We start from the raw sequence: 21,678 nt of genomic DNA on the forward strand, positions 1-21,678 counted from the left end.
GCTCCTGCCCGCAGCGCCCGCGATCACTACCCTTGGGCCATGGCAACGGCTCTGATTACGGGATCGACCGCGGGCATCGGCGCCGCCTTCGCGCGGCGGCTGGCGGCTGACGGGCATGACCTCGTCCTGGTGGCGCGGGACGCCAAGCGGCTGCGCGAACAGGCGACCGAGCTGCACGACCGGCACGGCATCGAGGCGGAGGTGCTGCCCGCCGACCTCTCCACGGACCAGGGCATCGAGACCGTCGCCGACCGGCTCGGCGACCGCAGGAACCCGGTCGACCTGTTGATCAACAACGCCGGTTTCGGCAACAAGGGCCGTTATCTGGACGTCTCCATGGCCGATGAGCTGACGATGCTCAAGGTGCACTGCGAGGCGGTGCTGCGGCTGACCTCGGCGGCGGCCGGGGCGATGCGCGAGCGGGGCCGGGGCGGGGTGGTCAACGTCGCCTCGGTGGCGGCCTTCGTGCCCCGCGGCACCTATGGCGCGTCCAAGGCGTGGGTCGTGCAGTTCACCCAGGGCGTGGCGCGGGACCTGGCCGGCACCGGTGTGCGGCTGATGGCGCTGTGCCCCGGCTTCGTGCGCACCGAGTTCCACCAGCGGGCCGGGATGGGCACGGACAACATCCCCGGCTGGATGTGGCTGGACGCCGACAAACTGGTCGCGGCGGCCCTCACCGACCTGGCCCGCGGCAAGTCCCTCTCCATCCCGGACCCCCGCTACAAGGCCCTGATGAGCCTGGTCAAGATCACCCCCCGCGGCCTCCTCGGCGGCGTCACCTCCCGCACCGGCCGCAAGTACGGGCCGCAGTAGGCCCAGGCCACGTGTGGGTGCCGTCGGGGACCCGATGACTGGATCGCGCGGGCCGGGGGGCGGCGGACGGCGACCCACACCCTGGTCGGCCAGGACCGCTCCGACGCCGCGCACCTGGTGGAGGTCGTGGAGTTCCCGTCGTACGAGGACGCGGTGCGTGACGCCGGCGGCCCGGAGACCGACCGGGACTTCCGGGAGATGGCCGCCCTGTGCGACGAGGCGCCCGTGTTCATGGACCTCGACGTCGTACGGGCCGACCGGCCGGCCGAGGACACGGTACGGCGCTTCTTCACCACCCTCGCGGCCCCCGGCGAGCTTTCCCCGCTCAACGATCTGCTGGACGAAGACGTGCACAGGCCACGATCCGGTGAACCCGCAGGACACCGCTGGACCTGGCGGGCCACCCACCAGGGCGACTTCCTCGGCATCGCCCCCACCGGCCGCCACGTCACCATGCCCGGCATCACCCTCTTCCGGTTCGCCCTCGACGGCAAGATCGCCGAGACCTGGTGGCAGCACGACCAACTGGGTCTGATGGAGCAGCTGGGCGCGCTGGAGGAACTGGAGCGCTAGGGCGGGACACGCCGAAGGCCCGGCGCCCCCTGAGGGGTTGCCGGGCCTTCGGCCGGAGCGGTGGGGCTCAGTGGGCGTGGCCGTGGCTGTGGCCGTGGCCCGCGGCGGCCTCCGGCTCCTCTTCCTTCTTCTCGACGACCAAGGTCTCGGTCGTGAGCAGCAGGGAGGCGATGGAGGCGGCGTTCTCCAGGGCGGAGCGGGTCACCTTGACCGGGTCGATGACGCCGGCCTTGATCAGGTCGCCGTACTCGCCGGTGGCGGCGTTGTAGCCCTGACCCTTGTCCAGGTCCTTGACCTTGGAGACGATGACGTAGCCCTCCTGGCCGGCGTTCTCGCCGATCCAGCGCAGCGGCTCGACGACCGCGTTGCGGACCACGGCGACACCGGTGGCCTCGTCGCCGGTCTTGTCGAGGTTGCCCTCGAGGACCTTGGAGGCGTGCACCAGGGCGGAGCCACCACCGGAGACGATGCCCTCCTCGACCGCGGCGCGGGTCGCGGAGATGGCGTCCTCCAGACGGTGCTTCTTCTCCTTCAGCTCCACCTCGGTGGCGGCGCCGACCTTGATCACGCACACGCCGCCGGCCAGCTTCGCGAGGCGCTCCTGGAGCTTCTCGCGGTCCCAGTCGGAGTCGGTGTTCTCGATCTCGGCCTTGATCTGCGCGACGCGGCCGTTCAGGTCCTCGGCCTTGCCGGCACCCTCGACGATCGTGGTGTCGTCCTTGGTGACGGTGACGCGGCGGGCGGAGCCCAGCACCTCGAGACCGACCTGGTCGATCTTGAGGCCGACCTCCTCGGAGATGACGGTGGCGCCGGTGAGGACGGCCATGTCCTGGAGCATCGCCTTGCGGCGGTCGCCGAAGCCGGGGGCCTTCACCGCGACGGCGTTGAAGGTGCCGCGGATCTTGTTGACGACCAGGGTCGACAGGGCCTCGCCCTCGACGTCCTCGGCGATGATCAGCAGCGGCTTGGAGGAGCCGGCCTGGATGACCTTCTCCAGCAGCGGCAGCAGGTCCGCGATGGCGGAGATCTTGCCCTGGTTGATCAGGATGTACGGGTCGTCGAGGACGGCCTCCATACGCTCCTGGTCGGTCACGAAGTACGGCGACAGGTAGCCCTTGTCGAAGGCCATGCCCTCGGTGAAGTCCAGCTCCAGACCGAAGGTGTTGGACTCCTCGACGGTGATGACACCGTCCTTGCCGACCTTGTCCATGGCCTCGGCGATCAGCTCGCCGACCTGCTGGTCCTGGGCGGACAGCGCGGCGACGGCGGCGATGTCGGACTTCTCGTCGATCGGGCGGGCCGTGGCGAGCAGATCGTCGGAGACGGCCTTGACGGCGGCGTCGATGCCCTTCTTCAGGGCGGCCGGGGAGGCACCGGCGGCGACGTTCTTCAGGCCCTCGCGCACCAGCGCCTGAGCGAGCACGGTGGCGGTGGTGGTGCCGTCACCAGCGATGTCGTTGGTCTTGGTCGCCACCTCCTTCACCAGCTGCGCGCCGAGGTTCTCGTACGGGTCCTCGATCTCGACCTCGCGGGCGATGGTGACGCCGTCATTGGTGATGGTGGGGGCGCCGAACTTCTTGTCGATGACGACGTTGCGACCCTTGGGGCCGATCGTCACCTTCACCGTGTCGGCCAGCTTGTTGACGCCGCGCTCGAGGGCGCGACGGGCGTCCTCGTCGAACTTCAGGATCTTCGCCATGACAGCGGGAGCCCTCTCGAAATCTGTGGGTGAAAAAAGACGAACTGCGCCCCGGGCGCCCGGCTTCGTTATCGGTTGCGGGGGGCCAGGGGCGCAGTTCAGAGCAAAGGTTCGCTCGGGGTGAATTACTTCTCGATGATCGCGAGCACGTCGCGAGCCGAGAGGACGAGGTACTCGTCGCCGTTGTACTTCACCTCGGTGCCGCCGTACTTGCTGTACAGGACGACGTCGCCGACCTTGACGTCGAGCGGCAGGCGCTCGCCGTTCTCGAAGCGACCCGGACCGACGGCGAGGACGGCGCCCTCCTGGGGCTTCTCCTTCGCGGTGTCCGGGATGACCAGGCCAGAGGCCGTGGTCTGCTCGGCGTCCAGCGGCTGGACCACGATGCGGTCCTCGAGCGGCTTGATGGCAACCTTGGAGCTGGCGGTCGTCACGATCCGACCTCCCCCTTCGGAGATCTCACGGGGTTAACTGTCTGAGGTGGCGACCAGGTCGATCCGTCGTCGCGGGTGCCGGACCTGCCCGTCGCGTTGTTGGCACTCTCCAGTGGGGAGTGCCAGACCCGAGACTATGGCGGGGATTAGCACTCGGTCAAGCGGAGTGCCAATGCCGTGCGGCGCGTCGGCCGAAATCGGGGGTGCGGCGGCGTTCGGAGGCGGGTCGGTGGCGGTGGTGCCGCTCCCTGGGGCCGCGCCCCAGAGCCCCATCGGCCTGCGACCCCCGGCCTCAAGCGCCGGACGGGCCGACGTGGCTACAGGTAGTCCTCAAGGCGGGCCGGCGTCAGGTTTCGGCGGCGGATGGTGGCCAAGAGGCCGGCCGTGGGGGCGCCGGGGGTCAGCCGGATGATGTCGCCGCGGCGGAGGTGGTGCGGGCCCCGCGGGTAGGTGAGGCCCGCCGGGGTGAGGGTGACGCGCCACAGGACGACGGCGGTGGCGCCGCAGTCGGCGGCCGCGCGCAGGGTCGTGCGGTCGTACGCGCCTCGCGGCGGGCGCAGGAGCCGGGCGCGGTGGGCGCAGAGCGTGGCGCGCTGGGTGGCGTACGGCGCTCCCGCCAGGGTTCCGCGCGCCGGGGTGAACCGGCTCACCGGGACGCGCGGTTCGCGCGGCACGGCGGTGGAGCGGGGGTCGCGGTCGTCGGCGTCGTAGGTGAGGAAGACGACCCGGTCGCGGGTGCGGACGTGGTCCACGACCGGGGGCAGGGCACGGCCGGACGGGGGCGCCGCGAGGGGGCGTCCGTGCGGGCGCACTCCCTCCGCCGCCTTCTCGCCGAGGCGTTCGAGGGGTACGACGGGCTGGGCGCACCCGGCGAGGACCAGGGCCAGGGCCATCACCCCGGCCACCAGCAGGACGGGCCGCCGCGACGCCCCGTGTCTCACCGGTGTCCTCCGCGCCCCGCGTCCCGCCTTCACCAGCCCGGCCATCCGCCTCGCACCACCTTCCGGCCGTACACCTCACCACCGGCCAGCCGGCCGTCTCACCGACTGCCCCGCCGCGGACCCCGAGGTCCGTTCACAGGTAGTCCTCCAGCCGGGCCACCGCGTAGCCCTCGCGGGTCACCTTGTTCAGGAAGCGGCGCATGTCGTCGACCATCGTGCCGTCCCAGTCGCTGCGGCCCCGGAAATGGGTGAGGACGATGTCGCCGCGGCGCAGCTGCTGGTCGTCCTCGCGGAACTCCCAGTGGTCGACGTACACCTCCTCGTTCCAGATCGGGGCGTACTTGATGCCGCAGGACTTGGCGGCGACCAGGGTGTCCTGGTTGTAGTTGCCGTAGGGCGGGCGCAGGACGGTCGGGCGTCTGCCGAACTGCTTCTGCATGATGTCCTGCATGTCGCAGATCTCGTGCTTCTGCTCCTCGTAGGACAGCCCCGGCAGGTAGGGGTGGGTGAGGGTGTGGTTGTTGAGGGTGTTGCCGTAGGACTGGGCCTTGCGGAAGTAGCCGTAGTCGTCCTTGACCAGGTAGTTGCTGAGGAAGGCGGTGTACGGGATCTTCAGGTCCCGCATCATCTGGAGGAACCGGGGGTCCTTCTCCGAGCCGTCGTCGATGGTGAGGAAGACGACCTTGTTCCTGGTCGGGACCGTGGTGAAGACCGGCGGCAGGTCCCAGTCGACCTGGTGGTCCACCTCGAAGCCGGGGCGCGCGGTGATGTGGGGCTTCACCTTGGGCGGCGCCGGGGGCGCGAGCGGGACCTCGTCCAGGCCCCAGCGCTTCGCCGCCGCCACCATGCGGGCGTGTTCGGCGGCCTGGGCGGCGCGGGGGTCCGGGGCGGCGTGGCCGGTCGCGCCCTGGCCGGCCGCCGGGCGGGCGGTGTGCGGGTCGGAGCCGGCGCCGGAGCAGCCGGTGACGAGGGCGGTCGAGGCGAGGACGGCGGCGGCACAGCCGAGGGCGACCCGCGCCCGACTTTTGTCATTTTGTACTACTAGTCGCATGGTGCTGGATCTTCGCAGGCCCCGCCCCCGCTCCCCCGCCGACAACGCCGCCGTGCCGCGCACCATCCACCGACTGGCCCACAATGACCCGGTGAACGACCTCGCTCCTCTCCTCACCCCCGAAGGCCGGGCCCTCCTCGAAGAGGTCCGCGGCACCGCCCCGGCCGACGAACTCGCCGTCGCCACCCGGCTGCGCCGCGACCACCCCGCCGAGCTGGTGTCGGCCGCGCTCGGCCAGGCCCGGCTGCGGCAGCGCGCGGCGGCCAAGTTCGCGGCGGCGGACGCGGAGCGGATGTTCTTCACTCCGAACGGCGTCGAGCAGTCGACGCGGGCGAGCGTGGCGGCGTACCGGGCGCGGCGGCTGACCGACCTCGGGGTGACCTCGGTGGCGGACCTGTGCTGCGGGATCGGCGGGGACGCCATCGCGCTGGCGCGGGCCGGGATCCGGGTGCTCGCCGTGGACCGGGACCCGCTCACGGCGGCCGTGGCGCGGGCGAACGCCGAGGCGCTGGGGCTCACCGGCCTGATGGAGGTGCGGGAGGCGGACGTCACGGAGGTGGACACCGCCGGGTACGACGCCGTGTTCGTGGATCCGGCGCGAAGGGGCGGAAGGGGCAGGATCTTCGACCCGGAGGCGTACTCGCCGCCGCTGTCGTGGGCCGTGGCGGCCGCGCGCCGGGCGCCGGGCGCCGCGCTGAAGATCGCGCCCGGCATCCCGCACGAGGCGGTGCCGCCGGAGGCCGAGGCGGAGTGGATCTCGGACGGCGGCGATGTGAAGGAGGCGGTGCTCTGGTTCGGGACCGGGGCGCCGGGCGCGGTCCGCGCCACCCTGCTGCCCGGCCCGCGCACCCTGCTGGGGCGGGGCCTGCCCGATCCGGAAGTACGGTCGGTGGGGCGGTACTTGTACGAGCCGGACGGCGCCGTGATCCGCGCGCATCTGGTCGCCGAGGTGGCCGAGGAGGTCGGCGGCGGGCTGATCGACGCGACCATCGCGTACGTCACCGCCGACGAGCTGCACCCGACCCCGTACGCCACCCCCTACGAGATCACCGACAAACTCCCCTTCAACCTGAAGAAGTTGAAGGCCCTGCTGCGTGAACGCGAGGTCGGGACGCTGACCGTGAAGAAGCGCGGCTCGGCGGTCGAGCCGGAGGAGCTGCGGCGCAAGGTGAAACCGCAGGGGCCGAACGCGGCGACGGTGTTCCTCACCCGGGTCGCGGGGGCGCCGACGATGCTGGTCGGCGGTCCCGCCCGGCCGCCCGAGGGCCCCTGACCGGCGGTCAGCGCAGGCTCGCCCACAGGTTCCCGGCGTCCGGCTCCTTCGCGATCACCCGGTTGGGATCCGAGGGTGCCGTGACGACCGGCATCATCACGGTCTTCACCCGGTCCGCGCCCAGCCCCTTCAGGCTCTTGCCGAACCCGGTCAGCTCGGTCAGGGAGTCGAGGCCGGTGTCGGTGGTGAGGCTCTTGGTGGCCGCGTCGGCGACCTGGTAGAGCCGGGCCGGGTCGGTGAGCAGGTGCGTGCCGGATATCCGCTCCAACAGGGCCTGCACCAGCAGCTGTTGGAGACCTATGCGGCCGAGGTCGCTGCCGTCGCCGATGCCGTGCCGGGTGCGGGCGAGGGCCAGTGCCTGCTTGCCGTCGAGGTGATGGGCGCCGGCCGCCAGGTGCAGATGACTCTTGTCGTCGTCGATGTCCTGAGTGGTGGTGACATCGACCCCGCCGAGCGCGTCGACCAGCTTGGCGAAGCCGGAGAAGTCGATCTCGACGAAGTGGTCCATGCGCACCCCGGTGATCGACTCGACCGTCTTGACCGCGCACACCGGACCGCCCACCGAGAAGGCGCTGTTGAACATGGAGCCGTACGCCACCGCCGTCGAACCCCCGTCGGGCAGCGGGCAGGAGGGGCGGGTGACGAGGGTGTCGCGCGGGATGCTGACCACGGTGGCGCGGGTGCGGCCCGCGTCCAGGTGCACCACCATCGCGGTGTCCGAGCGTGCGCCCGAACTGTCGCCGCCGCCCAGTTCCTTGTCCGCCTTGCCGCTGCGCGAGTCCGAGCCCAGCACCAGGATGTTGAGGGAGGTGGCCGGGAGCGGAGCGGCCGTGGAGGCGCTCGGGGAGGGCGTGATCACCGCGTGCGCGGGGCGGTCGTCGCCGAGCGCGCTGTCGATGTCGACGCCCTTGATGTTGTGGTTCAGATGCCAGTAGGCGTAGCCGGCCGTGGCCGTCCCCAGCACCAGGGCCGCCGCCAGGGTGAGTCCGGCGATCCGCAGCACTCTCGAACGCCGGCCGTGCTCCTCGTGTCGCGTCACGGCAGGAACGTAAGTCCGAATTATTAGGGGACTGTTAGCGGAAGCCGTGGGACGGGATTTTCTTCCGGAATTCTCATCGGCGGCGGACCGGGGGCCACCGGCGGACATCGGGGCACCGGGGAGCACCGGGGGCGTCCTTCGAAAGTTTCGGTCAGGCGGTCGCCCCGCGCGGCTCCGCCGTGCTGGAGCGCTCCACCAGGCTGGTCGCCAGCTCCAGCCGGGTCGTGGCGCGTTCCCCGTGCCCGCCGCCCAGTTCGAGCACCAGGCGGGCCGCGGCCTCGGCCATCTCGGTCAGCGGCTGCCGTACGGTCGTCAGCGGCGGGCCCACCCAGCGGGCCACCGGCAGATCGTCGAAGCCGACCACGCTGAGGTCCTCCGGGACGCGCAGCCCCAGCTCCCGCGCGGCCTCGTACAGCCCCAGGGCCTGGAGGTCGTTGCCCGCGAAGACCGCGGTCGGCCGATCGGGGCGGCGCAGCAGCTCCAGGCCCAGGCGGTAGCCGGCGTCGTGGTGGAAGTCCCCGGCCACCACGAGCGAGGGGTCGGCGGGCAGCCCGGCCGTCTCCAGCGCGGCGCGGTAGCCGTCGATGCGGGCGCGGCTGCACATCATCCGGGACGGGCCGCTGATCGCGCCGATCCGGGTGTGGCCCAGCTCGACCAGGTGCCGGGTGGCCGCGAGCCCGCCCTGCCAGTTGGTGGCGCCGATGGACGGCACGTCCGGGCCCGGATCGCCGGCCGGGTCCACCACCACGAACGGGATGGACCTGCTGGTCAGCAGCGCCTGCTGGGCGGCGTCCAGCTCGGACAGGACGAGGACGACGCCGTGCGGGCGGCGGGCGGCCACCTGGTCGGCCCAGGAGCGGCCGGGGGTGAGCCGCCCGGCGGACTCGGACAGCACCACGCTGAGACCGGCCGACTGCGCCACGTTCTCCACGCCCCGGATGACCTCCATCGCCCAGGCGCTCTCCAGCTCGTGGAAGACCAGGTCGATCAGCGGGGAGCGGGACGACTCGGCGCGCCTGCGCCGGTAGCCGTGGGCGCGCAGCAGCTCCTCGACACGGGTGCGGGTCGCGGCCGCGACATCGGCTCTGCCGTTGAGGACCTTCGAAACAGTCGGAGCGGACACCCCGGCCTCACGGGCGATCTCCGCGAGCGTAGCGGTCTGCGTTTCCACGGGCTTCCCAGGCTTCATGCCGCGATCGTAATCCCTGCGCGAACCCTTGACGACGCCCCTCTTCCGCCATAGGTTCCCGGAACATTCGGAACTGCACTCGAAACATTGCGAGAGGCCAGGGTCATGGAGTCCACCACGTCCAACGGCGGGCGCGCGTTCAGCAGGCGCTGGGTGCTCGGCGCCGGTGCCACCACACTTCTCGCCGCCGGCACCGCCGGACTCACGGCCTGCGGCTCCTCCGGCGGGTCCGGGGACGGCACCCTGACCGCGTTCGTGTACGGCGACGACGCGGCCAAGATCCAGGTGGCGGCCGTAGACCGGTTCAACGCCTCGGCCGCGGCGAAGAGGACCAAGGGGAGGATCAAGCTGGAGAAGGTGCCGGGCGACCAGTACCCGGCGAAGCTGCGCACGGCGATGGGCTCGCCCAACGCGCCGGACGTCTTCTTCAACTGGGGCGGCGGCTCCATCAAGGCGTACCGGGACGCCAGGCAACTGGTGGACCTCACCGACGTCATCGCCTCCGACCCGGTCCTCAAGGGCGGCTTCCTGCCCTCGGTGCTCACGGCCGGCGGCATCGGCGGGCGCGAGTACGGCATACCCATGCGCGGCATGCAGCCCGTGATCCTCTTCTACAACAAGACCCTGTTCGCCGAGCACAAGCTCCGGCCGCCCACCACCTGGGACCAGTTGCTGGACATCAACACCAGGCTGAAGAAAGCCGGGATCACCCCGTTCGCGCTGGGCGGCGCGGACATCTGGCCCGAGCTGATGTGGCTGGAGTACCTGGTCGACCGGATCGGCGGCCCGCAGGTCTTCGACCGGATCAAGAACGGCGACGCCGCCGGCTGGGGCGACCCGGCCGTCCTGAAGGCCGCCCGGACGGTCAGGCAGCTCATCGACGACGGCGCGTTCGGCAAGGGCTTCAACTCGGTCGCCTACACCAACGGCGGCGCCCCGGCCGTGTTCGCCAAGGGCAGGGCCGCGATGCACCTGATGGGCTCGTGGGAGTACTCCACCCAGCTCGGCAAGTTCCCGGACTTCGCCCGCAAACACCTCGGCTGGACCGCGTTCCCGACCGTCGAGGGCGGCGCGGGCGACATCCGCAACGTGGTCGGCAACCCCACCAACTACTGGTCGGTCAACGCCCGTACGGCCGACAGGGACGCGGCGCTCGCCTTCCTGCGCGACTGCGCCTCCGAGACGTACGCCAAGGCGCTGATCGCCAACGGCGACATCCCGGCCACGACCAACGCCGAGAACCTGCTCGACGCCTCGCCGAACCCGCAGTTCGCCACGTTCCAGTACAAGATGGTGCAGGAGGCACCGGCGTTCACGCTGAGCTGGGACCAGGCCGTCGACCCCGACGTGTCGACGCCGATGCTCACCGAGGTCAACAAGCTGTTCGTCGGCAAGTCCTCGCCGGGCCAGTTCGTCTCGGCGCTCCAGGGACTGAAGTGAGCGCCGGGCCGACCCGGAGTACGGGGGCGGACGCGGGCCGCCCGCATACCGCCCTGGCGCTGCCCGCCGTACTGTTCTTCGCCTTCTTCGCCGTCGTCCCCATGGTGCTGGTCTTCTGCCTGTCCTTCACCCGGTGGAACGGCCTCGGCGACCCCGAGCCGGCGGGCCTCGCCAACTGGCACAAGCTGCTCGACGACGACCGGCTCGTCCAGTCCCTCACCGTCACCGTGCTGCTCACGGTGGTCAGCTGGGCCTTCCAGACGGTGGTCTCCCTGCTGCTCGGTGTCTGGGCGGCGGGCAGGCAGCGCAACCGGGCGATCCTGTCGGCGGTCTTCTTCGTGCCGTTCCTGCTCTCCTCGACGGCGATCTCGCTGCTGTTCTACGCCCTGCTCGACCCGAACTTCGGCATCGTGCCCGGCGACACCCTCGGCACCACCCACGGCGCCTTCCTGGCCCTCGTCTTCGTCGGCGGCTGGCAGTTCATCCCCTTCCACACCCTGATCTACCAGGGCGGGGCCCGGCAGATCCCGGAAGTCCTCCACCAGGCGGCCGCGATCGACGGCGCTGGCCGCTACCGCCAGTTCTTCTCCATCACCCTGCCCCAGCTGCGCAACACCGCCACCACCTCGGGCGTGCTGATGGTCGTCGGCTCGCTGACCTACTTCGAGACCGTGCTGATCCTCACCCAGGGCGGCCCCGGCACCGACACCGCGACCCTGCCGTACCTGATGTACGAGGCCGGCTTCAAGACGTACGACTTCGGCTACGCCAGCGCCATCGCCTCCTTCCTGGTGGTGGCGGCGACCGCGCTGTCGCTGCTGCTGGTGCGGCTGTCCGGCTTCGGCGCCATGCGCAGCACGCGGGAAGGAATGTGACACGGTGTCCCACGACACGCTGCCCCACCCCGTGAAGACCGGCAACGCGCCCACGGCCCGGCCGGACGGGCGCCGCCACCGGCACTGGACCCGGCGGCCCAACCCGCTGGCCGGCCTCGGCTCGCTGCTCTGGCTGGTCGTCGTCATCGTCCCGGTCTACGCGGTGATCACGGCCTCGCTCACTCCACGGGACGAGGCGCTGGGCCACAACGCCCTGAAACCGCCGGGCCGTCCGACGCTCGCCAACTACGGCACCGTGCTGCGCAACGGGCTCCCCCACTACCTGGGGAACACCGTGCTGGCGGCGGCCGCCGTCGTGGTGATCGTGCTGGTGCTGTGCGTGCCGCTCGCCTACGTCGCCGTGCGCTCCCGCGGCTTCTGGTCCGGGGCGGCCTTCCGGCTGTTCCTGCTCGGCGTCGCCATCCCGGCGCAGGCCGTCGTCGTACCGCTGTATCTGATGATCACCAAGCTCGGCCTCTACGACAGCCTGCCCGGCATCATCCTGCCGACGGCCGCGTTCGCCATGCCGGTGGCCGTCCTGGTGCTCACCGGCAGCCTCCGGGACATCTCGGAGGAGGTGTACGAGGCGATGGCCCTGGACGGCGCCTCGCCGCTGCGGATGCTGTTCCAGCTCGTCATCCCGCTGTCCAAGGGCGCCATCGGCACCGTCGGCATCTACTCGGCGCTCCAGGCGTGGAACGGCTTCCTCTTCCCGCTGATCTTCACCCAGTCCGAGGGGCCGCGGGTGCTGACCCTCGGGCTGTTCGACTACGTGAGCCAGTTCGGTGTGGACATCCCCGCGCTGCTCGCCTCGGTCGTCCTCTCCGGCATCCCGATCTTCGCCGTGTATCTCGTGGCCCGGCGCGCCCTGGTGGGCGGCCTGATGGGTGTGGGCGGCAAGTGACCCGCGTCCGCGCCCCCTTCCCGACAGGAGTTTCATGAGCACCACCCCCGGCACCGCGCCCGGCGCCACTCCCGGCACCTCCTCGGGCGCCTCCCCCCGCACCGCCCCCTGGCGCGACCCCGCCCTGCCTCCCACCGTCCGGGTCGACGACCTCCTGGCCCGGATGACCCTGGAGGAGAAGACCGCCCAGCTGTACGGCGTCTGGGTGGGCGCGGCCACGGACGGCGCCGGGGTCGCGCCGTTGCAGAGCGAGATGTCCGCGGACCACGACTGGGACGAGCTGATCGCCCACGGCCTCGGCCAGCTCACCCGCTCCTTCGGCACCGCCCCGGTGGAGCCGGCGCTCGGCGCGCGGGCGCTGGCGCGGGCCCAGCGGCGGATCGCCGGGGCGAACCGCTTCGGCATCCCGGCCGTCGCCCACGAGGAATGCCTCGCTGGCTTCACCGCATGGCAGGCGACCTCGTACCCGGTGCCGCTGGCCTGGGGCGCGACCTTCGATCCGGCGCTCGTCGAGGAGCTGGGCGGGCGCATCGGCCGGGACCTGCGCGCCGCCGGCGTCCACCAGGGCCTCGCGCCCGTCCTGGACGTGGTGCGGGATCTGCGCTGGGGCCGGGTGGAGGAGACCATCGGCGAGGACCCGTACCTGGTCGGCACCATCGGCACGGCGTACGTCCGGGGCCTGGAGTCGGCCGGGATCATCGCCACGCTCAAGCACTTCGCCGGGTACGCGTCCTCGGCCGGCGCCCGCAATCTCGCGCCGGTGCGCGCGGGCGGGCGGGAGCTGGCGGAGGTGACGCTGCCGCCGTTCGAGATGGCGCTGCGCGAGGGCGGCGCCCGCTCGGTGATGGCGGCCTACACCGAGACGGACGGCGTCCCTGCCTCCGGCGACCCCCGGCTGCTGACCAGGCTGCTGCGCGAGGACTGGGGGTTCACCGGCACGGTCGTCTCCGACTACTTCGGCATCGGCTTCCTCCAGTCCCTGCACCGGGTGGCCGGCAGTCCCGCCGAGGCCGCGCACCTCGCGCTGGAGGCGGGCATCGACGTCGAGCTGCCCACGCTGAGCTGCTACGGCAAGCCGCTGGTGGACGCCGTGCGCGCCGGGCGGGTGCCCGAGGCGCTGGTGGACCGGGCCGCGCGCCGGGTGCTGCTGCAGAAGTGCGAGCTGGGCCTGCTGGACCCGGACTGGCGGCCGGAGCCCGGCGCGGAGACCGACCTGGACTCGGCCGGGAACCGGGCGCTGGCCCGGCAACTCGCCGAGGAGTCGGTGGTGTTGCTGGACAACCCGGACGGGGTGCTGCCGCTGGCGCCGAACGCGCGGATCGCGGTCGTCGGGCCGCGCGCGGCGGACGCGCTGGCGATGCTGGGCTGCTACTCCTTCCCGTCCCATGTGCTCACCCACCACCCCGAGGTGCCGCTGGGCATCGACATCCCGACCGTGCTGGAGGCCGTACGGGCCGAACTCCCGGACGCCGAGGTCACGTTCGCGCGAGGCTGCGGGGTGTCCGAACCGGACACCGCCGGTTTCCCGGAGGCGGTGGCGCGGGCGTCCGGGGCGGAGGTGTGCGTGGCCGTCCTCGGCGACCGGGCAGGGCTGTTCGGGCGCGGCACCTCGGGCGAGGGCTGCGACGCGGAGGACCTGCGGCTGCCCGGCGTCCAGGCCGAGTTGCTGGACGCGCTGGTGGCCACCGGCGTCCCGGTGGTGCTCGTGCTGCTGACCGGCCGCCCGTACGCGCTGGGCCGCTGGCAGGGCCGGCTCGCGGCGGTCGTGCAGGCGTTCTTTCCGGGCGAGGAGGGCGGTCCGGCGCTCGCCGGGGTGCTGTCCGGCCGGGTGAACCCCTCCGGGCGGCTCCCGGTGAGCGTCCCGCGCCGGCCCGGCGGCCAGCCCTGGACCTACCTCCAGCCCCCGCTCGGGCTGGCCGGCGAGGTCAGCAACCTGGACCCGACCCCGCTGTTCCCGTTCGGACACGGCGGTTCGTACACCGCGTTCACCTGGGAGGACTTCACCGGGACCGGGGACGAGATCCCGACGGACGGGTCGTACGAGCTCTCCGTCACCGTCCGCAACACGGGTGCGCGCGCGGGTGCCGAGGTCGTCCAGCTGTACCTGCACGACCCGGTGGCCTCGGTGACCCGGCCGGACATCCGCCTCATCGGGTACCGGCGGGTGCAGCTGTCGCCCGGCGAGGCCCGCCGCCTCACCTTCCGCTTCCACCCCGACCTGTCCTCCTTCCCCGGCCGCGCGGGCACCCGGATCGTGGAGCCGGGCGAGCTGGAGCTGCGGCTGGCCGCGTCGAGCACGGACGTACGGCACCGGGCGCGGCTGCGGCTGACGGGTCCGGTGCGGACGGTGGGCACCGGGCGGGTGCTGCGCTGCGAGACGCGGGTCACGGAGGTCTGAGGTCCGGGGCGTACGCGAACACGCCGCCTCCGGAACACCGGAGGCGGGGTGTGAGTGGAGCGCCGGGCAGGCCTTGCACCTGCATCTCCCCGCAGGAAGCGGGACGTCTTTCCTTGGACCACCAACGCACTGCGTTCGTACCGGCTTTCCGGCCGTTCGCTGTGTGATGATCATAGACCGACGCGGGCGCCGGCCGCAAACTCGCCCGGTACGAACGGGACTTATGCGCCCCTACTCGGACGCGACCGCCTCGAACCGCCAGCGGTGCACGGCACGGGTCACCAAGTCGGGTCCGGGCTCGGGCAGTTCCGGCACCCTCGCGTCGTACGCGTCCGGCCACCACGTGATGACCAGCACCCGGTCCTGCGGTGCCCGGAAGGTCTCGCGGCGCAGCGGCTCCCGTTCCAGCCGCTGTGCGCGGGCCCAGGCGAGGAGTTCCCCGCCCCGGCCCTCGGCCGCACGCGCCTCCCACATCAGGGCGACCGTCATGAGTACAGGTTCTCCTTGCTGACCTCGTGCACATGGTCGTGGTTGCCCGGCACATGCGGGTCGGTGACCGGCAGGGAGGAGTCGGCCGACAGGTCCCAGGCGGACGCGGCCCGGTTGCGGGCGACCATCTCGGCGCCGAGCGCGGCGACCATCGCGCCGTTGTCGGTGCACAGCTTGGGGCGCGGCACGCGCAGCCGGATGCCGGCCGCCTCGCAGCGCTCCTGGGCGAGGGCGCGCAGCCGGGAGTTGGCCGCGACCCCGCCGCCGATCATCAGATGGTCGACGCCCTCGTCCTTGCAGGCGCGCACGGCCTTGCGGGTGAGCACGTCCACCACGGCTTCCTGGAAGGAGGCGGCCACGTCGCGCACCGGGACCTCCTCGCCGGCCGCGCGCTTCGCCTCGATCCAGCGGGCCACGGCGGTCTTGAGACCGGAGAAGGAGAAGTCGTACGCCGGGTCGCGCGGGCCGGTCAGACCGCGCGGGAAGTTGATCGCGGCCGGGTCGCCCTCCCTGGCGTACCGGTCGATGACCGGGCCGCCGGGGAAGCCCAGGTTCAGCACGCGGGCGATCTTGTCGAAGGCCTCGCCGGCCGCGTCGTCGATCGTCGCGCCCATCGGCCGCACGTCGGAGGTGATGTCCGAGGACAGCAGCAGCGAGGAGTGGCCGCCGGAGACCAGCAGCGCCATCGTCGGCTCGGGCAGCGGGCCGTGCTCCAGCTGGTCCACGCAGATGTGGGAGGCGAGGTGGTTGACGCCGTAGAGGGGCTTGCCCAGGGCGTAGGCGTAGGCCTTGGCGGCGGAGACGCCGACGAGGAGGGCGCCCGCGAGGCCGGGCCCCGCGGTCACCGCGATGCCGTCGAGGTCCCTGGCGGTGACCCCGGCCTCCTTCAGGGCGCGTTCGATGGTCGGGACCATCGCCTCCAGGTGGGCGCGGGAGGCGACCTCGGGGACGACGCCGCCGAAGCGGGCGTGCTCGTCCACGCTGGAGGCGACGGCGTCGGCCAGCAGGGTGGTGCCGCGCACGATGCCGACGCCGGTCTCGTCGCAGGAGGTCTCGATGCCGAGGACGAGGGGTTCGTCAGCCATTGATCTCGGTTCCTTGAACAGATGCGGAAGGGTCGGTCAGGCGCATCACCAGGGCGTCCACGTTCCCCGGCTGGTAGTAGCCGCGCCGGAACCCGATGGGGGCGAAGCCGAAGCGCTCGTACAGCTTCTGCGCGCGGATGTTGTCCACCCGGCATTCGAGCATCACCTCGCGGCACTCGAACGCGGTCGCGGCCCGCAGCAGGTCGGTCAGCAGCCGTCCGCCGAGCCCGGTGCCCTGGAGGTCGCGGCTGACGGCGATGGTCTGGACGTCGGCCAGGTCGCCGGAGGCGGCGAGGCCCGCGTAGCCGACGATCCGGCCGGCGCCGTCCTGGGCCACGACGTAGCGGCGGCTGGCCTCGGGGCCCCGAGAGTGGGCCAGCTCGGACCAGAACATGCCCCGCGACCAGGCGTCCTCGGGGAACAGGTCCTTCTCCAGCTCCAGCACCGGATCGATGTCCCACCAGCGCATCTCGCGCAGTTCGACGGTCACTTCGGGGTGACCACCTTGTAGTTCTTGGGGACCTGCGCGTCCGGGCGGCGCAGGTACAGCGGCCGCGGCGCGGGCAGTTCCTCCCCGGCGGCCAGCCGCTCGGCGGCGAGCGCGGCCAGCGCGGCGGCGGACACGTGCTCGGGCTCGTGGGCGCTCGGGAACGTGTCCGGGTAGAGCAGGGCGCCCGCGCCGACCGCCGGTAGCCCGGCGACCCGCTCGGCGATGTCGGCCGGGCGGTCGACGGCCGGGCCGGTCAGCCGGGTGCGGGAGTCGGCGTACGTGGCCCAGTAGACCTCCTTGCGCCGGGCGTCGGTCGCCACGACGAAGGGGCCCTTGGCGATGTCGGCGGCGTAGGCGAGGCCGTCCAGGGTGCACACGCCGTACACGGGGACGCCGAGGGCCAGGCCGAAGGTGTCGGCGGTCATCAGGCCGACGCGCAGTCCGGTGTAGGGGCCGGGGCCGGTGCCGACGACGATCGCGGTGACCGCCTCCAGCGTGCGGCCGGCCTCGGTGAGGACCCGGTCGACGGCCGGCAGCAGCAGCTCCCCGTGCCGGCGCGCGTCCACCTGTTTCGACGAGGCGATGGTGTCCGTGCCGTCGTGCAGGGCGACGGTGACGGCGGGCGTTGCGGTATCCAGAGCGAGCAAGAGCACGCGAACAGCCTACGGCGCCCGCGCCCCGTGCACGGCCGGCCGGGTCGGACGGTCACCGGCTGCTACGGTCTGCACGAAGTACGACATATCGCACGCGGCGGAGGTGGAAGCAGGTGGCAGGGACCAGCTCGGGAATCGTGGCCGGCCTCACCGCGGCGGCCGTCGGCGTGGTCGGCTTCCTGGCCTACGAGGCGTCCGCGACGGTGCCGGCGGGGCTGGGCGGCCGTCCCGCGGCGAACGGCTCGCCCGGCGGACAGGCCACCAAGGCGCCCCGCGACCAGCATCACCCGACCGCGCTGCCGAGCGGTTCCGGCAAGGGTGAACGGGTGGTGTACTCGGTGGACGACGACCGGGTGTGGCTGGTCAGCGTGGGCAACCGGGTGCTGCGTACCTTCCGCGTCCACCCCGGCACGGTGGACCCGCCGCTCGGCACGTACTGGGTCACCTCCCGCTCGCACGCGGTGACCGGCACGGACGGCATCCCCATCGAACACGTGGTCCGCTTCACCGCGGTCGACGGCGTCACCATCGGCTTCTCCGCCCCCGCCACCACGGACGCCGTCCCAGCCGCCGACGCGAGCACCCGAACCGGCGGCATCCGCGAGTCCCGCGCCGACGGCGCCGCGATGTGGAACTTCGCGACGATCGGCGAACGGGTCCTGGTGATCCGCTGAGGAGCCGTTCGGGAACCGGCAGCGCGGCGGACCGGGGGCGTGGCCCGCTGGTAGCGGCTCTCCCGGTCGCCGTGCCCGGCAGCGGTCGGCGGCCGGAGGGCTACGCCGCCTGTTCCGGGGCGTTCGTCCGGTGGGGGGTCCGGGGCTCCGGGGGGCGTGGGGGGCGGGAGATCGCGGCCGCGGCGGCGCAGGCGGCCAGGAGGGTTCGCATGGGGACCGGCGGCGGGGGCTGCGGGGCGGGCATGGGCGCCTCCTGAGGTGCGGCGGCGTAGTTAGGCATGCCTGACTACGGGCTGGACACCATGTCATCACGCCCGCGAGGGCCACGCAACATCTTGCCGACGGCCTGTCGGAAAACCGGCGGTGTTCAGGCCGTGAGCGTCTCCAGACCCGCCTCGGCCCAACGCTCGCCGAGCCCGGTGAGGGTCACGTGCCGCACCTCGTCCGTGGTGTCGCCGACCGCCCGGTGGATGACCAGCTGGAGCCGGTCCTCGGTCAGCTCCTCGACCTTGCCCTCGCCCCACTCCACGACGATCACCGAGTCGGACAGCGAGACGTCGAGGTCCAGGTCCTCCATCTCGTCCAGACCGCCGCCGAGCCGGTAGGCGTCCACGTGCACGAGCGGCGGGCCGTCGCCCAGGGACGGATGCACCCGCGCGATCACGAAGGTCGGCGAGGTGACCGCGCCCCGCACCCCGAGCCCCTCCCCGAGCCCGCGGGTCAGCGTGGTCTTGCCCGCGCCCAGTTCCCCGGAGAGCATCACCAGGTCCCCGGCGCGCAGCAGCTTGGCGAGGCGGCGGCCAAGCTCGCGCATCTGCTCGGGCGAGGTGATCGTCAGCCGGGTCCCGGCGGTGTCGTGCTCAGCGGGGTCGTACGGTGCTGCTGCTGGACGTTCCATAGGAACTTACGGTAGCCGCTGCGGGCACCGCACCCGCGCGGGTGAGCAGATCGGCGAGGCGGTCGGTGACCACCTCCGGGTGTTCCAGCATCACCAGATGCCCGGCGTCCGGCACCAGCACCAGCTCGGCGTCGGGCAGTTCGCCGGCTATGGCCTCGCTGTGCGCGCTCGGCGTCACCAGGTCCCGCACGCCCGCCAGCACCAGCACCGGCATCCCCCGGAAGCTGGCCAGCGCGGCCGTCTTGTCGTGGTCGGTGAACGCGGGGTAGAACTCCGCGACCACGTCGATCGGCGTGGACTCGATCATCCGCTCGGCGAACCGCTCCACCGCCGGATCGACGTCCCGCCCGGCGAACGAGTACCGCTTGATGATCCCGGCGAACAGCTCCGACGTCGCCCGGCGCCCCTTCTCCACCAGCTCCGCCTGCTGCCCGAGCGCCCGCAGCACTCCGGGCAGGATCCGGCGTATCGCGTTGACCCCGGCCACCGGCAGCCCGAAGTTCACCTCGCCGAGCCGCCCCGGTGACGTGCCCACGAACGCGGTGGCGACCACCCGTTCCGCGATCAGCTCCGGGTACTGGGCGGCGAGCGCCATCACCGTCATCCCGCCCATCGAGTGGCCGACCAGCACGATCGGCCCCTCGGGCACGGCCGCGTCGAGGACCGCCCTCAGATCACGGCCGAGCTGGTCGATGGTGAGCGGCTCCCGGTCCCGGAGCTGCGCCACGCCCCGCCCGGAGCGGCCGTGGCTGCGCTGGTCCCAGTGCACGGTGCGCACCACCCCCCGCAGCGCCGCCCGCTGGAAGTGCCAGGAGTCCTGGTTGAGGCAGTAGCCGTGGCAGAAGACGACGGTGACCGGGGCCGGCGCCTTGCGGCCGAACAGCCTGAGCCGGCGCGCGGAGGGCGGCGCGGCCGCGTCCGGCTCCACCTCGTCGACCTCGTAGTACAGCTCCGTGCCGTCGTCGGCGTACGCCTTGCCCGGCGTGCCGCGCAGGGTGCCGTAGGGCCCCGCGGAGTCCAGTGCGAGACGTGCCTTGCGGCGCACCCCGCGGCCCACAGTCATCCGCTCGACGGCGACGCCGGCCGCCGCGCCCGCGGCGAGGACGCCCAGCGCGGCACCGGCGATGCCGGTCGCCCGGCGCCAGCTCCCGGCCGCCCCCGCGGCGGAGGCCGCGGCCGCCGAGACGACGCTGTCCGCGACGGCGTCCGCCGCCCTGCTGTCGCTCACGTGCCGCTCCTTCTCGCCGTCGTACTGCCTCGCCGTCCGGGCGCCTCGTGCCGTGCGCCGTACCGATGGTCGCCGAGTCGGGTGGGACAGGGTGTGCGGATGTGACCGTTGTTACACGTGATATGGAGCAGTCGTCCTCGAACGGGTTATCCGCGCGCTTCCTCGTTGACCTCAGAGACGTAGACGCGCGGCACCCGGCTCCCGATGCGGGTGACGATCTCGTACACGATCGTGCCGCCGGCCGCCGCCCAGTCCTCGGCGGTGGGTTCGCCCCGGTCGCCGGGGCCGAACAGCACCGCGTCCGCGCCGACGGGCGGTTCGTCGCCGCCGAGGTCCACCACGAACTGGTCCATGGCGACCCGCCCGGCGGCCGTCCGCCACTTGCCGTCGACGAGCACCGGACCGGCGCCGGAGGCGTGCCGCGGGATGCCGTCGCCGTAGCCGAGCGGGACGAGGCCGAGGGTGGTGGCGCCGGGGGTGACGTAGTGGTGGCCGTAGCTGACCCCGTGTCCGCCCGGTACGTGCTTGACCAGGGCCAGCGAGGCGCTGAGCGTCATCACCGGGCGCAGTCCGAAGTCCGCGGGGGTGCCGACCTCGGGACTGGGCGACAGGCCGTACATGGCGATACCGGGACGGACCAGGTCGAAGTGGGTCTCGGGAAGGGTGAGCGTGGCGGGCGAGTTGGCGATGTGCCGCACCTCGGGGCGGGCGCCCTGTTCCTCGGCGTACGCCACCATCTCCTCGAAGCGGGTGAGCTGAGCGGCGATGGAGGGGTGGCCCGGCTCGTCGGCGCAGGCGAAGTGCGACCACAGGCCGGTGACCCGGACCAGCCCCTCGGCCTCGGCGCGCAGGGCGGCGGCGACCAGTTCCGCCCAGTCGGCGCCGGGCTGGCAGCCGTTGCGGCCGAGCCCGGTGTCGGCCTTGAGCTGGACGCGCGCGGTCCGCCCGGCGGCGCGCGCGGCCTCGGTGACCTCGCGCAGCGCCCACATCCCGCTGAGCGACATGTCGATGCCGGCCTCGATCGCCTGCCGCCAGGGCCCGCCGGGCACCCACAGCCAGCACAGGACGCGCTGGGTCAGCCCGGCCGCGCGCAGCGCGAGGGCCTCCTCCGGCAGCGCGGTGCCGATCCAGGTGGCCCCGGCCTCGACCGCCGCGCGGGCGCAGGGCACCGCGCCGTGGCCGTATCCGTCGGCCTTGACGACGGCCATCACGGCCGCGTCCCCCACGCGGGCGCGCAGGGTCCGCACATTGGCGCGCAGCGCGCCCAGATCGATCTCGGCACGGGCACGCAGGGAGGCGGTCGGCACAGCTGGTGTCTCAGTCATGGCGCCCCCAGTCTCTCAGAGCGCGCGCCCGGCCCCCGGCCGCGGTGCCGGTACGGCCGCCGCGCGGGTCCAGGGGGCGGTGCGGGTACGGCAGTTCACCGGCGCCGGATTCCGCGAGGTCGCGTACCCCACGGTCGCCGGCGCGGTTGCGCGAGGTCACGCGTCCCGCGCCGGGAACCGGCCGGCCCCGCCACCGCCTCCGGCCGC

At 72.7% G+C, this 21,678-nt stretch carries 21 protein-coding genes and 1 pseudogene; 8 read left to right on the plus strand and 14 right to left on the minus strand.

The features are described from left to right. Positions 1-39: 39 nt before the first annotated feature. Positions 40-813 carry an SDR family NAD(P)-dependent oxidoreductase gene (locus tag ACE4Q9_RS13290; protein ID WP_397984459.1) on the plus strand — a complete coding sequence of 258 codons (774 nt, stop codon included), beginning with the start codon at positions 40-42 and terminating at the stop codon, positions 811-813. A gap of 57 nt (positions 814-870) precedes the next feature. Beyond that, positions 871-1,386: pseudogene (locus tag ACE4Q9_RS13295) on the plus strand (ester cyclase); the annotation flags it as partial. Between the two features lie 67 nt (positions 1,387-1,453). On the opposite strand, the gene groL reads toward ACE4Q9_RS13295, so the two are convergent. The 4 genes from groL to ACE4Q9_RS13315 form a co-directional block, all read right to left on the minus strand. Then, positions 1,454-3,085, minus strand: coding sequence for a chaperonin GroEL (groL, locus tag ACE4Q9_RS13300; protein WP_397984460.1), 1,632 nt, complete (start codon positions 3,083-3,085; stop codon positions 1,454-1,456). Positions 3,086-3,210: 125 nt separating this feature from the next. Continuing rightward, a complete protein-coding gene (groES, locus tag ACE4Q9_RS13305; protein WP_004955293.1) occupies positions 3,211-3,519 on the minus strand; it encodes a co-chaperone GroES in 309 nt (102 codons plus the stop codon). A 317-nt stretch (positions 3,520-3,836) separates the two neighbouring features. Continuing rightward, positions 3,837-4,460 carry a hypothetical protein gene (locus ACE4Q9_RS13310; protein WP_397984461.1) on the minus strand — a complete coding sequence of 208 codons (624 nt, stop codon included), beginning with the start codon at positions 4,458-4,460 and terminating at the stop codon, positions 3,837-3,839. A gap of 133 nt (positions 4,461-4,593) precedes the next feature. After that, a complete protein-coding gene (locus tag ACE4Q9_RS13315; protein ID WP_397984462.1) occupies positions 4,594-5,511 on the minus strand; it encodes a polysaccharide deacetylase family protein in 918 nt (305 codons plus the stop codon). Between the two features lie 91 nt (positions 5,512-5,602). On the opposite strand from ACE4Q9_RS13315, the gene ACE4Q9_RS13320 reads away from it, so the two are divergent. Beyond that, positions 5,603-6,784, plus strand: coding sequence for a methyltransferase domain-containing protein (locus ACE4Q9_RS13320; protein ID WP_397987205.1), 1,182 nt, complete (start codon positions 5,603-5,605; stop codon positions 6,782-6,784). A gap of 7 nt (positions 6,785-6,791) precedes the next feature. On the opposite strand, the gene ACE4Q9_RS13325 is transcribed toward ACE4Q9_RS13320, so the two are convergent. Next, positions 6,792-7,787, minus strand: coding sequence for an LCP family protein (locus tag ACE4Q9_RS13325; RefSeq protein WP_397987206.1), 996 nt, complete (start codon positions 7,785-7,787; stop codon positions 6,792-6,794). Between the two features lie 187 nt (positions 7,788-7,974). Continuing rightward, positions 7,975-9,012 (minus strand): LacI family DNA-binding transcriptional regulator, encoded by a 1,038-nt coding sequence (locus tag ACE4Q9_RS13330; RefSeq protein WP_397984463.1) that lies wholly within the window; start codon positions 9,010-9,012, stop codon positions 7,975-7,977. 105 nt (positions 9,013-9,117) lie between these two features. Here ACE4Q9_RS13330 and ACE4Q9_RS13335 point away from each other — a divergent pair, with 105 nt between their 5' ends. Genes ACE4Q9_RS13335 through ACE4Q9_RS13350 form a run of 4 tightly spaced genes read left to right on the plus strand, consistent with a single transcriptional unit; the run spans position 9,118 to position 14,629 of the window. Further along, entirely contained in the window at positions 9,118-10,452 is a 1,335-nt protein-coding gene (locus ACE4Q9_RS13335; protein WP_397984464.1) for an ABC transporter substrate-binding protein, read from the plus strand. Continuing rightward, entirely contained in the window at positions 10,449-11,327 is an 879-nt protein-coding gene (locus ACE4Q9_RS13340; RefSeq protein ID WP_397984465.1) for a carbohydrate ABC transporter permease, read from the plus strand. The genes ACE4Q9_RS13335 and ACE4Q9_RS13340 overlap by 4 nt, the downstream gene beginning before the upstream one ends. 4 nt (positions 11,328-11,331) lie before the next feature. After that, positions 11,332-12,231: a carbohydrate ABC transporter permease gene (locus tag ACE4Q9_RS13345; RefSeq protein ID WP_397984466.1), complete on the plus strand. Its 900-nt coding sequence runs from the start codon at positions 11,332-11,334 to the stop codon at positions 12,229-12,231. 34 nt (positions 12,232-12,265) lie between these two features. Then, on the plus strand, positions 12,266-14,629 hold the full coding sequence (locus ACE4Q9_RS13350) for a glycoside hydrolase family 3 N-terminal domain-containing protein (RefSeq protein WP_397984467.1): 2,364 nt from the start codon (positions 12,266-12,268) through the stop codon (positions 14,627-14,629). 231 nt (positions 14,630-14,860) lie between these two features. Here the strand turns inward: ACE4Q9_RS13350 and ACE4Q9_RS13355 are convergent, their stop codons facing one another. From ACE4Q9_RS13355 to tsaB, 4 genes are read right to left on the minus strand one after another with little or no spacing between them, the layout of a single operon-like run. Next, a complete protein-coding gene (locus tag ACE4Q9_RS13355; protein WP_397984468.1) occupies positions 14,861-15,118 on the minus strand; it encodes a hypothetical protein in 258 nt (85 codons plus the stop codon). Next, positions 15,115-16,203 (minus strand): tRNA (adenosine(37)-N6)-threonylcarbamoyltransferase complex transferase subunit TsaD, encoded by a 1,089-nt coding sequence (gene tsaD, locus ACE4Q9_RS13360; RefSeq protein WP_397984470.1) that lies wholly within the window; start codon positions 16,201-16,203, stop codon positions 15,115-15,117. The genes ACE4Q9_RS13355 and tsaD overlap by 4 nt, the downstream gene beginning before the upstream one ends. Further along, on the minus strand, positions 16,196-16,672 hold the full coding sequence (gene rimI / locus ACE4Q9_RS13365) for a ribosomal protein S18-alanine N-acetyltransferase (protein WP_397987207.1): 477 nt from the start codon (positions 16,670-16,672) through the stop codon (positions 16,196-16,198). The genes tsaD and rimI overlap by 8 nt, the downstream gene beginning before the upstream one ends. Positions 16,673-16,689: 17 nt before the next feature. Further along, positions 16,690-17,346: a tRNA (adenosine(37)-N6)-threonylcarbamoyltransferase complex dimerization subunit type 1 TsaB gene (tsaB, locus tag ACE4Q9_RS13370; RefSeq protein WP_397984471.1), complete on the minus strand. Its 657-nt coding sequence runs from the start codon at positions 17,344-17,346 to the stop codon at positions 16,690-16,692. A 113-nt stretch (positions 17,347-17,459) separates the two neighbouring features. Between tsaB and ACE4Q9_RS13375 the strand changes: the two genes are divergently transcribed. Next, positions 17,460-18,020, plus strand: a complete 561-nt coding sequence (locus ACE4Q9_RS13375; RefSeq protein ID WP_397984472.1) for a hypothetical protein — start codon at positions 17,460-17,462, stop codon at positions 18,018-18,020. 367 nt (positions 18,021-18,387) lie between these two features. Here ACE4Q9_RS13375 and tsaE read toward each other — a convergent pair whose 3' ends face one another. The 4 genes from tsaE to ACE4Q9_RS13395 all read right to left on the minus strand — a co-directional run bounded on the left by tsaE (position 18,388) and on the right by ACE4Q9_RS13395 (position 21,631). Continuing rightward, a complete protein-coding gene (gene tsaE / locus ACE4Q9_RS13380; protein WP_397984473.1) occupies positions 18,388-18,918 on the minus strand; it encodes a tRNA (adenosine(37)-N6)-threonylcarbamoyltransferase complex ATPase subunit type 1 TsaE in 531 nt (176 codons plus the stop codon). Next, complete coding sequence (locus ACE4Q9_RS13385; RefSeq protein ID WP_397984474.1) at positions 18,881-20,146, minus strand: alpha/beta fold hydrolase; 1,266 nt, start codon at positions 20,144-20,146, stop codon at positions 18,881-18,883. Before ACE4Q9_RS13385 ends, tsaE begins: the two co-directional genes overlap by 38 nt. A gap of 146 nt (positions 20,147-20,292) precedes the next feature. Continuing rightward, complete coding sequence (alr, locus tag ACE4Q9_RS13390; RefSeq protein WP_397984475.1) at positions 20,293-21,471, minus strand: alanine racemase; 1,179 nt, start codon at positions 21,469-21,471, stop codon at positions 20,293-20,295. After that, on the minus strand, positions 21,464-21,631 hold the full coding sequence (locus tag ACE4Q9_RS13395) for a hypothetical protein (protein WP_397984477.1): 168 nt from the start codon (positions 21,629-21,631) through the stop codon (positions 21,464-21,466). The genes alr and ACE4Q9_RS13395 overlap by 8 nt, the downstream gene beginning before the upstream one ends. Positions 21,632-21,678: the final 47 nt, after the last annotated feature.

The sequence above is a fragment of the Streptomyces sp. AM6-12 genome (genome assembly GCF_044327085.1).
GTDB lineage: Bacteria > Actinomycetota > Actinomycetes > Streptomycetales > Streptomycetaceae > Streptomyces.

What these genes read in the sequence shown, in the direction of transcription:
- ACE4Q9_RS13355 (WP_397984468.1), bottom strand. Translation starts at nt 15,118, where the DNA reads ATGACGGTCGCCCTGATGTGGGAGGCGCGTGCGGCCGAGGGCCGGGGC.
- tsaD (WP_397984470.1), bottom strand. Translation starts at nt 16,203, where the DNA reads ATGGCTGACGAACCCCTCGTCCTCGGCATCGAGACCTCCTGCGACGAG.
- ACE4Q9_RS13335 (WP_397984464.1), top strand. Translation starts at nt 9,118, where the DNA reads ATGGAGTCCACCACGTCCAACGGCGGGCGCGCGTTCAGCAGGCGCTGG.
- tsaE (WP_397984473.1), bottom strand. Translation starts at nt 18,918, where the DNA reads ATGGAACGTCCAGCAGCAGCACCGTACGACCCCGCTGAGCACGACACC.
- alr (WP_397984475.1), bottom strand. Translation starts at nt 21,471, where the DNA reads ATGACTGAGACACCAGCTGTGCCGACCGCCTCCCTGCGTGCCCGTGCC.
- ACE4Q9_RS13330 (WP_397984463.1), bottom strand. Translation starts at nt 9,012, where the DNA reads ATGAAGCCTGGGAAGCCCGTGGAAACGCAGACCGCTACGCTCGCGGAG.
- rimI (WP_397987207.1), bottom strand. Translation starts at nt 16,672, where the DNA reads ATGCGCTGGTGGGACATCGATCCGGTGCTGGAGCTGGAGAAGGACCTG.
- ACE4Q9_RS13350 (WP_397984467.1), top strand. Translation starts at nt 12,266, where the DNA reads ATGAGCACCACCCCCGGCACCGCGCCCGGCGCCACTCCCGGCACCTCC.
- ACE4Q9_RS13315 (WP_397984462.1), bottom strand. Translation starts at nt 5,511, where the DNA reads ATGCGACTAGTAGTACAAAATGACAAAAGTCGGGCGCGGGTCGCCCTC.
- groL (WP_397984460.1), bottom strand. Translation starts at nt 3,085, where the DNA reads ATGGCGAAGATCCTGAAGTTCGACGAGGACGCCCGTCGCGCCCTCGAG.
- ACE4Q9_RS13290 (WP_397984459.1), top strand. Translation starts at nt 40, where the DNA reads ATGGCAACGGCTCTGATTACGGGATCGACCGCGGGCATCGGCGCCGCC.